The organism is Polaromonas sp. (assembly GCF_013817205.1).
Classification (GTDB): domain Bacteria; phylum Pseudomonadota; class Gammaproteobacteria; order Burkholderiales; family Burkholderiaceae_C; genus Polaromonas.
Genome location: NZ_JACDDD010000009.1, coordinates 58462 through 67703 on the forward strand (window position 1 = coordinate 58462; position 9242 = coordinate 67703).

Sequence of the window (9242 nt, forward strand, 5' to 3'; positions counted from 1 at the left end):
CTGATTTGGTTCGTTTTCGGGCCCGAAGTAACCATTCAGGCGTACGCGGCGGCTTAAAACCTTAAAATGGCTGCTTCCCCAAAGTACCATGAACGCCCCCATCGACGTCTCCTTTTTTGCGCGCGCCGCCAAACCGCTGACCAGCTACCGAAAGTACTGGGCCAGCCGCTTTGGCACGTCGAAATTTTTGCCCATGAGCCGGGCCGAAATGGACCTGTTGGGCTGGGACAGCTGCGACATCATCATCATCACCGGTGACGCCTATGTGGACCACCCGAGCTTCGGCATGGCGGTCATAGGCCGCATGCTCGAAGCCCAGGGTTTTCGCGTCGGCATCATTGCCCAGCCTGACTGGCAAAGTGCCGACCCTTTCAAGGTGCTGGGCAAACCGAACCTGTTTTTCGGCGTGACCGCCGGCAACATGGATTCGATGATCAACCGCTACACGGCGGACCGCAAAATCCGCAGCGACGACGCCTACACGCCCGGTGATATCGGAGGCAAGCGGCCGGACCGCGCCGCGTTGGTCTATTCCCAGCGCTGCCGCGAAGCCTACAAGGACGTGCCCATCATCATCGGCGGCATCGAAGGTTCGCTGCGCCGGATTGCACATTACGACTACTGGTCTGACAAGGTGCGGCGTTCCGTCGTGATCGACGCCAAGTGCGACCTGCTGCTATACGGCAATGCCGAACGCGCGATTGTCGAAATTGCGCACCGCCTGGCTGCCAAAGAGCCGGTGGCTCACATGACCGACATCCGCGGCACGGCCTTCATCCGCCGCAGCGGCGACGACACGGCTGGGGGCTGGTTCGAGATCGATTCGACCAGCGTCGATGCGCTGGGCCGGGTTGAGGCGCATGTCAATCCCTACTTGATGATTTCCGAGCAGGCGAAAGAGCAGGGCGCTACATGTGCGCGTGAGGACGAGGCCGCCGAGGTGGCGGCGCGGGCTGAATCCTCAGGTTCTCCGGTTTTGACTAAAGCGCCGCAGGCCAATCCGGCGATCAAACCGCTTACTTTTGTCCCCAACCCAGCCTTGCCCCACAGGCAGGGCAAGATCAAGGTGCCGCCGCGCGACCGCTCGGTGATCCGCCTGCCGTCCTACGAACAGGTCAAAAGCGACGCGGTGCTTTACGCCCACGCGAACCGCGTATTGCACCTGGAGACCAACCCTGGCAATGCGCGGGCGCTGGTGCAGGCGCACGGCGAGGGCGCGATCGCGCGTGACGTCTGGATCACGCCCCCGCCAATTCCGCTGACCACGGCCGAGATGGACTACGTCTTCGACCTGCCTTATGCGCGCGCGCCGCACCCGGCCTACCAGGACGAGAACGGCAGCCACGACGGCGCGACCAAGATCCCTGCCTGGGAAATGATACGCTTCAGTGTGAACATCATGCGCGGCTGTTTCGGCGGCTGCACCTTCTGCTCCATCACCGAGCACGAAGGCCGCATCATCCAGAGCCGCTCTGAAGACTCGGTGATCCGCGAGATCGAAGCCATTCGCGACACTGTCAAAGGTTTCACGGGCTCCATTTCTGACCTCGGCGGGCCGACTGCCAATATGTACCGCATCGGCTGCAAGACGCCCGAGATTGAGGCCGCCTGCCGCAAGCCGAGCTGCGTCTATCCCGGCATCTGCTCCAACCTGAACACCGACCACAATCCGCTGATCAAGATGTACCGCCGTGCGCGGGCGCTCAAAGGCGTAAAGAAAATCCTGATCAGTTCCGGCCTGCGTTACGACCTGGCCGTGCAGTCGCCTGAGTATGTGAAAGAGCTGGTCACGCACCACGTCGGTGGTTACCTGAAGATTGCGCCAGAGCACACCGAGCAGGGGCCGCTGACAAAAATGATGAAGCCCGGCATCGGCAGCTATGACAAGTTCAAGCAACTGTTCGAGAAGTACAGCCTCGAAGCCGGCAAGAAGCAGTTTCTGATTCCCTACTTCATCGCCGCACACCCCGGCACCAGCGACGAAGACATGATGAACCTGGCGATCTGGCTCAAGAAAAACGGCTTTCGCGCCGATCAGGTGCAGACCTTCTACCCCTCGCCCATGGCCACAGCCACCACGATGTACCACACCAATAAGAACCCGCTGCGCAAGATCACGCGCGACAGCGAAACGGTGGACATCGTGCGCGGCGACAAGCGCCGCCGCCTGCACAAGGCTTTTTTGCGCTACCACGACGCCAACAACTGGCCGCTGCTGCGCGAGGCGCTCAAAGCCATGGGCCGCGCCGATCTGATCGGCAACGGCAAGCACCATTTGATCCCGACCTTCCAGCCGATGACGGACGGCAGCTACGTGAGTGCGCGCAAGAAGAATTCAACGACAGTGGCCATGAAGCCTGCGGTACCCATCAAGGGCCGCATTCTGACCCAGCACACCGGCTTGCCGCCGCGTGACAACGGCTCAGCCAGGCACAGCCCGAAACCCTTGGCCCGCAAACCCCGCTGAGCCGGTTCGATACCGGCGACCAGCAAAAGTTGATCCTTTTCAGGGGATCATGCGACCTGACGCATGTGTTTTGGTTTGGCTCGCGCTCTGACTCCGGAGCCTGAATGTCAGACGCATTGCTCGCAATCCTTATAGCTCCGCTGTTGAAGCGCCAGCGTCAAAACTGTGTTCATCGGGATATTTCCGCAACTTGGGGTTTGGCAGCCTCCTTGGTTCATCGTTCACAGGGCAGAATTTTGTGTCAGGTTTTTGCGTCGCGGTGACTTGCGTGAACAGCACTACAACACCCGCCTCGCGCGGGCAGAAACGCGCAGGACATTGGTGCGCTTGTTCCCCAACATTGCTTTCAACTACGCCGTCAAGTACGACACAGACAGCTAACTGCGCAACTTTGCCCGCCCCGACCAAGGTGTCAGCGGCCGTGGCTGGAGCCTTCGGCCTGCGCTGATCGTCGGGACAATCCAGGCGCTGCGTGTGCGTATGCCCTGAAGTGCTGGCAGACCGTACGACCTACGCGCGGACTTTCTTCAACGCCGCCTGAAACCTGATCACTGACAGGGCTGAAACCGGGCGCAGGGCGCTGCAGCGCGCAGGGAGGTGATGGTGTTCTCGCCGGCCGAACGTGCCGCCGTGAATGCCACGCTGCTGCCTTCAGCCAACCCGGCTAGCAGGGCACGGTCGGTCACGCGAAAGGTTAAGGTTGTGAAAGGTTTGTCGTGAAGCTGAACCAGTTTCAGGCGGATGTAGATGCGCTGGCCGCCGTCTTCTTCAAAGATGGAGCGCACCGTGGCGCGAGTGTCCACCAGCGGCTGAGCGCTGCCTGCTGAGCCTGTGTCAGCAGTTGACGGGCCGGCTGCGTGGCCGGGTTGCGCCAGCAAGCACAGAGCCGCAAGTGACAGCGAAAAAATCCGGCCTGTCCTGATTCCAGGTTTCATCCCTGGGCCGCGCGTTCCGCTTCGGAAGTGCGGCTCAGATCGTGCATCGGCATCGCGCATCCATTTTCTTCTCATTTGGGCAACTCCTTTTTCCCTGTGTTTGCAGTCGGCACGGGCAAGCGCCCCCGCTTCGCCAATGCCTCGCGCAGCAGAAACTCAACCTGGGCGTTTGCGCTGCGCAAGTCCTGGGCGGCCAGGCGCTCGATCTCCGCCCAGAGGGCCGGATCGATTCGCAACGGGAAAGACTTCTTGCCAGGGCTCGCCATCGGGCTAGTCTCAGGTCGATGCAACGCTCAGGTGTACAGCGTTCCCGTGTTGATCACGGGTTGCGCGTCGTTGTCTGAACACAGGACCACCAGCAGGTTGGACACCATGGAAGCCTTGCGTTCATCGTCCAGCGTCAGCAGGTTGCGCTCGGACAAACCCTTCAGCGCGGCTTCGACCATTCCCACGGCACCGGCAACAATCTGGTGCCTGGCGCTGACGATGGCTGTTGCTTGCTGCCGCCTCAGCATCACCTGCGCAATTTCCGGCGCGTAAGCCAGGTGAGTCAGCTTGGCGTCGAGCACCTCGACACCGGCGCTAACAAAGCGATGGTTCAACTCGTTCTTCAGGGCATCCGCCACGGTATCGAGACCGGCGCGCAGCGTTGTTTCATCGGGGTCAAGGTCTTCACCCGTGTCATACGCATATTGCGTTGCCAGGTGGCGGATGGCTGCCTCGGCCTGGATGCTGACGAACCGGGTGTAGTCGTCAATCTCGAAGACGGCGCGCGCGGTGTCCTGCACCCGCCAGACAACTGCGGCGCCAATCTCGACGGGGTTGCCTCGCTTGTCGTTGACCTTCAAGGCAGGGGTATGGAGGTTTCTGGCACGCAGCGATATCTTGCGGCCGCTTTGAAACGGGTTTGTCCACCGCAAGCCTTCGGAGCGGTCCGTTCCCTGGTATTTCCCGAACAGGGTGAGAACGATGCCTTCGTTGGGTTGCAGCATGTAAAGGCCTGACAGCAGGGCCGCGCTGGCCAGCACAAGGAGTATGCCGACATAGACGGGCGCAAGTTGCCGCACAAGAACGAAGCCTCCCAGGGCCAGCAGGGCTACGGCCGCAAGGACCATGGAATAGCCGTTCAGGGAGTGATAGCGAGCTTCCGTGCGTTCGAGGCGGTGTACATCGAGAGCTGGGTTGGTCATGGAGGTCTCCTGAAAAAGTGATATCACTTTAATATCAAAAATTCTTGCTGTCAACAAGTTCTCACGGCGCCCACGCGGTGCTTTTCGGAAAACATAGGTCCTCTTCTTGTGCTGAAGCGCTGCCTTGGCGCGCGATAAGTCCTCTCCGGAATAGCGCCGTTTTCGCTGTCCGCCGCGTGTTTGGTGAGCCACATGTTTGTGACATCTGCGCGGGTGCGGTGATCGTGTAGTCTGTAGGGTCGTGCTGCCGTGCTGGGACCGACTGTCCGGCCCACGGCTGAAATTGAAGATTCATGCAAGCCCCTGATTGGTGCCAATGTTTGCCTCGCTTTTCGCCATCGCGCTGCTCCACTGGGCCGTTCTTCTGGTACCCGGGTTCAATGTGGTGCTGCTGGCTCAACTCGCTGGTGCTCAAAGCCGCGCCGTGGCTTTTGCTGCCGTGGTGGGCATGACCACTGCGACTCTGGTCTGGGCGACGCTGGCTGTTTTGGGGATTGGCGCGGTGTTTTCCACCTTGCCGGTGTTGCGCCAAGGCGCGCAGATAGCGGGTGGGTTGTACCTGCTTTATCTGGCTTGCAACCTCTGGCGTTCGGGCACGTCGACGGCTTCCGTGGCCCCGCAGTCCTTGAGCCGGGCGGCGGCATTCCGGGTGGGTTTCATGACCAGTGCACTCAATCCCAAAATCGCGCTGTTTTATGGCAGCGTGTTCGCAACTGCCTTGCCGCCGTCGCCGTCCTGGCTGCATGTCGCCTGCGCCGTCGCTGTGGTGTACCTCAACTCCATCATCTGGCACACCAGCCTAGCGCTTGCCTTTTCGCAAAAATCCGTCCAGCAGGCCTATATGCGCAACCTGGCCCGCCTGACCAAGTTGTCGGGCGCGGTCATCGGCGCTTTCGGCCTTCGGCTGATCGTCGGGACGATTCAGGAACTGCGCGCCCGAATGCCCTGATGCAAAGGCTGGCTTTCCAGCGCACTGGCAACTGTCTGTGGAGCCGGATTTATCAAGCCAAATTGGCCGCCAGCCCACGGCACACGGGCGCAAGCAGCTATCAAATTTGTAGCGGATGCATAAACCCTCAGGCCACGGGCAGGGCAGAAGCCTCGTACTGCGCTACAAACTCGCCAGTCGGTGGAATCGGCTTGATGATGTCGATCAGCACGCCGTTCGGGTCGGTGACGATGAAGTCGCGCTGGCCGAAAGCTTCGTCGCGCAGTGTGAGCATGATTGAAAGGCCTGCGGCTTGCAGGCGTGCGTACTCTGCGTCCGGGTCGTCCACCTCGAAATTGAGCACGAGCCCGGCGGCGTAACCACGACCTGCCTCGGGAATCGTGGGATGCTGCCCTTCCACAATGGCCAGGTTGACCCGGCGCTGGGTATGGCGAAACATCCACGCCAGACATCTGCGCGTCTACTGCGACGACTCGCGGCGCGCTGTACCACCACTTCATCGACAAGCGTGATCTGTTCCGGCAGGTCGTGGTGCGCGAAATCCACGCAATCACGGCGGACATCGTGGCTGCGACGCTTACGCGGCTTAAACCGCGTGAAGCCCTGATCACCGGAAGCGATGCCTACCTCAAGGCCATGAGCGTGCCCGGCCGCACCCGCCTGCTGTTGATTGACGGGCCTGCGGTGCTGGGCATGGCGGAAATCATGGCCATAGACGAAGAGCACGCGACAAAACCCTGAGTCAAGGCCTGAAAGCCGCCATGCCGGGAGCGGAGTCAGCGTTCATTGAGGCACTGTCAGGCCTGCTCTCTGCTGCCTTTGATCGAGCGGCACTGGACATCGACGGTGGCGCCGACGTGGCAGAGGTGCGCGCTGCGCTGTTGTGGCTGCTCGGGAAGACATTGACCTAGCAGGCGGCCCATCAAGCGAATGCAAAGCAGGGCTACACTCGCTAAAAAATGCCGGGGAGGCTCATGCGTTTCATCACACACTTTGCGGCCTTGTGCGCCGTCCTGCTGGCGGCAAGCGCCTGGGCTGCGCCAGACCCAGCCACCTGCCCACCCGAAGCCAAACCCTTCACACCCGAGTTGTTCAGCCAGGCGGCTGCACAGGCGCGGGATCGCGGCTTTTTGTGGCGCATCAGCAAGGACCAGCGCAGCTCTTACCTGTACGGCACCATGCACGTCGGGCGGGCCGCGTGGATGGCGCCGGGACCGTTGACCAAGCAGGCGCTGCGCGACTCCGACCTCATCGGCATGGAACTGGACCCGCTCGATCCGGCGGTCGGCGAGGCGATGGCGGCCATCTCGCGCCAGCCGGCGCGCGCCTTGCCGCCGGTGCTACAGGCCCGGTTGCTCGCCCGCTGGCAGGCGGAGTGCCTGAAGCCGGACGCCTTGAAAACCGGAGCCCCCGAAATGCATGCCTACACGCTGATGCTGGCGGCCGGCCAGCGTGAGGGTCTGCACGCCACGTACGGAACCGAAGTCCTGCTGTCGGTGCTGGCCCGCAGCATGGCCCGGCCCGTGGTGCCGCTGGAGTCGGTGACCATCCAGCTCCAGGCCCTGCTGGCCAAAGACGATGCCGAGGCCCAAGCCATGGTGCGCGACGTGCTGGACGACATGGAGAAGGGGCGCTTGCGAATGGTGCTGTTGCGCACAACACTGGCTTGGGAGCGCGCTGACCTGGCAGATCTGGAGAACTATGCCCAGTGGTGCGAATGTTTCAACACCGACATGGACCGTGTGCTCATGAAGCGCCTGCTCGACGACCGCAACCCGGCGCTGGCCGCCCGCATCGATGACATGCATCGCTCAGGCAGCCGGGTCTTCGCCGGTGTGGGTGCGCTGCACATGGTCGGCCCAGGCGGCTTGCCGGCCCTGATGGCGGCACGGGGTTACCGGGTTGAGCGGCTGCGTTAGATTCGTAAGAAAAATCGGTCGCTAGCCCATGTCGGACAAGCGCTGACAGCTATCAAATCAGGAGCATCTGAAAGTCACCACCCTTGCCACACCAGCCAGCCACCGAGCAGCAGCAAGCCGATCATGAAGAAGGTGCGGAAGCTGTCCTGACTGAGCTCGTCACGCAGGCGCTGGCCCAGCCACATCCCCAGCAGGGCGGGAAAGAGCATCAGCAACGACTGCGTGGCCGAATCGGCGTTAAGGTGGCGGCTGCCGGCCAGCGTGACAGCCAACGCGAGGGTCGAAACCGTGAAGGACAGGCCCAGCGCCTGCGCCATTGCCTCCTTCTTCAGACCCAGCGCGTGCAACCAGGGCACCGCAGGCAGCACAAAAACGCCAGTCGCCGCCGTCAGCAGCCCGGTCAGCGCGCCGATCAAGCCGGAGGCGGGCGCTTCGTGCCCGGGCTTGGGTGCCGGTAGCCGCAGGCCCGCCAGCCCCGCCAGCGCGTAGGCGACCAGGCTCAGGCCCAGCCAGAGCAGGGCGTGGCCGCCAGGCGTCGCCATCCAGCCGTGGCCCAGCGCCACGCCCAGGCAGACACCGGCCAGCATGGGCCACAAGCGTTTGAGCAGCGTCCGCAAATGGGCGCCGCGCAGCATTTGCCAGAGGTTGGTCACCAGCGAGGGCAACACCAGCAGCGCCGCGCCTTCGGCCACCGGCATCATCAGCCCCAGCAGGCCCATGGCGACCGTCGGTAAACCCATGCCCAGCACACCCTTGACACCACCGGCTGCGAGGAAAACAAAACTCACCAGCATGAACTCGTGGATGTCGGGGACAAACATGGGTGCTCCTTCCTGTGGGCCTGCAGTGTGGCGCCGCCCGGTCGCGCTGACTATCTGCCTTTGCTTGAGGTAGGCTCAGCCTCAGCTATATCCACCGGTGACATCTGATGCGTTTCGACTGGACCGACCTTCAGCTTTTTGTGCACGCCTGCGACGCCGGCAGCATGACGGCCGCCGCCAGTCGTTCGCACCTCACGCTGGCTGCCGCCAGCGCCCGCCTGCGTGGCATGGAAGAGCAGGCCGGCGTGGCGCTGCTGCTGCGCCATTCACGCGGCGTGCGGCCCACGACGGCGGGCGAAGCACTGCTGCGCCATGCGCATGCGGTGCTGGCGCAGATGACACAGCTGCGCGGCGAACTGGCCCTGCACGGCCGCGGCGCTTTAGGAAAAATCCACCTCATGTGCAATACCTCGGCCCTGGTGCAGCACCTGCCGCCGCTGCTGGCGGCTTTTCTGCGCGAGCACCCGTCCATCGATGTGGTGGTGGAAGAAAGTGCCAGCCCTCTCACGGTGCAGGCGGTGCGGCAAGGCGCGACGGACATTGGCATTGCTTCAAACGCAGAAGATGTGACAGGGCTGCAAACAGCCTTCTTCTGCAAAGACCCATTGATGCTGGTGTTGCCGCGCGGCCATGCGCTGGCGCGCAGCCGCTCTGTGGCTTTTGAACAGGCGCTGGACATCGAACTGGTGGGCTACAGCGCTTCCAGCGCCCTGCACACTTACCTGAGCCTGCAGGCGGCACAACTGGGCAAGCCCATGCGCGTTCGCGCCAACCTCGGCAGCTTTGAGGCGGTGTGTACTTTGGTGGAGCAGGGCGTGGGTGCGGCGGTGGTGCCGGCGGCGGTGTGAATCGCCCCGGGAATTGAGGAGGCTCCAACCTTTGAGAAGATGGAGCCATGAAGAAATCAAACAAGTTTTCCCCCGAAGTACGCGAACGCGCGGTCCGTATGGTGCAGGAGCAC

At 62.4% G+C, this 9242-nt stretch carries 10 protein-coding genes; 6 read left to right on the top strand and 4 right to left on the bottom strand.

Annotated features, from left to right (window positions below):
• The first annotated feature begins 88 nt into the window (after nucleotides 1-88).
• The gene (locus H0W47_RS03855; protein ID WP_296920987.1) at nucleotides 89-2467 is read left to right on the top strand and encodes a YgiQ family radical SAM protein; all 2379 of its coding nucleotides are present in this window, start codon (nucleotides 89-91) and stop codon (nucleotides 2465-2467) included.
• Nucleotides 2468-3015: 548 nt separating this feature from the next.
• Here H0W47_RS03855 and H0W47_RS03860 read toward each other — a convergent pair.
• Nucleotides 3016-3270 carry a copper-binding protein gene (locus H0W47_RS03860; RefSeq protein ID WP_296920990.1) on the bottom strand — a complete coding sequence of 85 codons (255 nt, stop codon included), beginning with the start codon at nucleotides 3268-3270 and terminating at the stop codon, nucleotides 3016-3018.
• A 425-nt stretch (nucleotides 3271-3695) separates the two neighbouring features.
• A complete protein-coding gene (locus H0W47_RS03865) occupies nucleotides 3696-4592 on the bottom strand; it encodes an SPFH domain-containing protein (protein WP_296920993.1) in 897 nt (298 codons plus the stop codon).
• A gap of 316 nt (nucleotides 4593-4908) precedes the next feature.
• On the opposite strand from H0W47_RS03865, the gene H0W47_RS03870 reads away from it, so the two are divergent.
• Complete coding sequence (locus H0W47_RS03870; protein ID WP_296920996.1) at nucleotides 4909-5541, top strand: LysE family transporter; 633 nt, start codon at nucleotides 4909-4911, stop codon at nucleotides 5539-5541.
• A 127-nt stretch (nucleotides 5542-5668) separates the two neighbouring features.
• Here H0W47_RS03870 and H0W47_RS03875 read toward each other — a convergent pair whose 3' ends face one another.
• A complete protein-coding gene (locus H0W47_RS03875) occupies nucleotides 5669-5980 on the bottom strand; it encodes a VOC family protein (RefSeq protein WP_367265081.1) in 312 nt (103 codons plus the stop codon).
• 92 nt (nucleotides 5981-6072) lie between these two features.
• On the opposite strand from H0W47_RS03875, the gene H0W47_RS03880 reads away from it, so the two are divergent.
• From H0W47_RS03880 to H0W47_RS03890, 3 genes are all read left to right on the top strand, one after another.
• Complete coding sequence (locus H0W47_RS03880; RefSeq protein WP_296921000.1) at nucleotides 6073-6282, top strand: hypothetical protein; 210 nt, start codon at nucleotides 6073-6075, stop codon at nucleotides 6280-6282.
• 20 nt (nucleotides 6283-6302) lie between these two features.
• Nucleotides 6303-6452 (top strand): hypothetical protein, encoded by a 150-nt coding sequence (locus tag H0W47_RS03885; RefSeq protein ID WP_296921003.1) that lies wholly within the window; start codon nucleotides 6303-6305, stop codon nucleotides 6450-6452.
• Nucleotides 6453-6515: 63 nt separating this feature from the next.
• Entirely contained in the window at nucleotides 6516-7460 is a 945-nt protein-coding gene (locus H0W47_RS03890; protein WP_296921006.1) for a TraB/GumN family protein, read from the top strand.
• 74 nt (nucleotides 7461-7534) lie between these two features.
• On the opposite strand, the gene H0W47_RS03895 is transcribed toward H0W47_RS03890, so the two are convergent.
• Entirely contained in the window at nucleotides 7535-8281 is a 747-nt protein-coding gene (locus H0W47_RS03895) for a sulfite exporter TauE/SafE family protein (protein WP_296921008.1), read from the bottom strand.
• 107 nt (nucleotides 8282-8388) lie between these two features.
• Between H0W47_RS03895 and H0W47_RS03900 the strand changes: the two genes are divergently transcribed.
• Nucleotides 8389-9129 carry a LysR substrate-binding domain-containing protein gene (locus H0W47_RS03900; protein ID WP_296921011.1) on the top strand — a complete coding sequence of 247 codons (741 nt, stop codon included), beginning with the start codon at nucleotides 8389-8391 and terminating at the stop codon, nucleotides 9127-9129.
• The last annotated feature ends 113 nt before the right edge of the window (nucleotides 9130-9242 follow it).

Excerpts from the sequence above, each read along its gene's own strand:
- H0W47_RS03855 (WP_296920987.1), top strand. The coding sequence starts at position 89 with ATGAACGCCCCCATCGACGTCTCCTTTTTTGCGCGCGCCGCCAAACCG.
- H0W47_RS03865 (WP_296920993.1), bottom strand. The coding sequence starts at position 4,592 with ATGACCAACCCAGCTCTCGATGTACACCGCCTCGAACGCACGGAAGCT.
- H0W47_RS03890 (WP_296921006.1), top strand. The coding sequence starts at position 6,516 with ATGCGTTTCATCACACACTTTGCGGCCTTGTGCGCCGTCCTGCTGGCG.
- H0W47_RS03870 (WP_296920996.1), top strand. The coding sequence starts at position 4,909 with ATGTTTGCCTCGCTTTTCGCCATCGCGCTGCTCCACTGGGCCGTTCTT.
- H0W47_RS03885 (WP_296921003.1), top strand. The coding sequence starts at position 6,303 with ATGCCGGGAGCGGAGTCAGCGTTCATTGAGGCACTGTCAGGCCTGCTC.
- H0W47_RS03900 (WP_296921011.1), top strand. The coding sequence starts at position 8,389 with ATGCGTTTCGACTGGACCGACCTTCAGCTTTTTGTGCACGCCTGCGAC.
- H0W47_RS03875 (WP_367265081.1), bottom strand. The coding sequence starts at position 5,980 with ATGTTTCGCCATACCCAGCGCCGGGTCAACCTGGCCATTGTGGAAGGG.
- H0W47_RS03895 (WP_296921008.1), bottom strand. The coding sequence starts at position 8,281 with ATGTTTGTCCCCGACATCCACGAGTTCATGCTGGTGAGTTTTGTTTTC.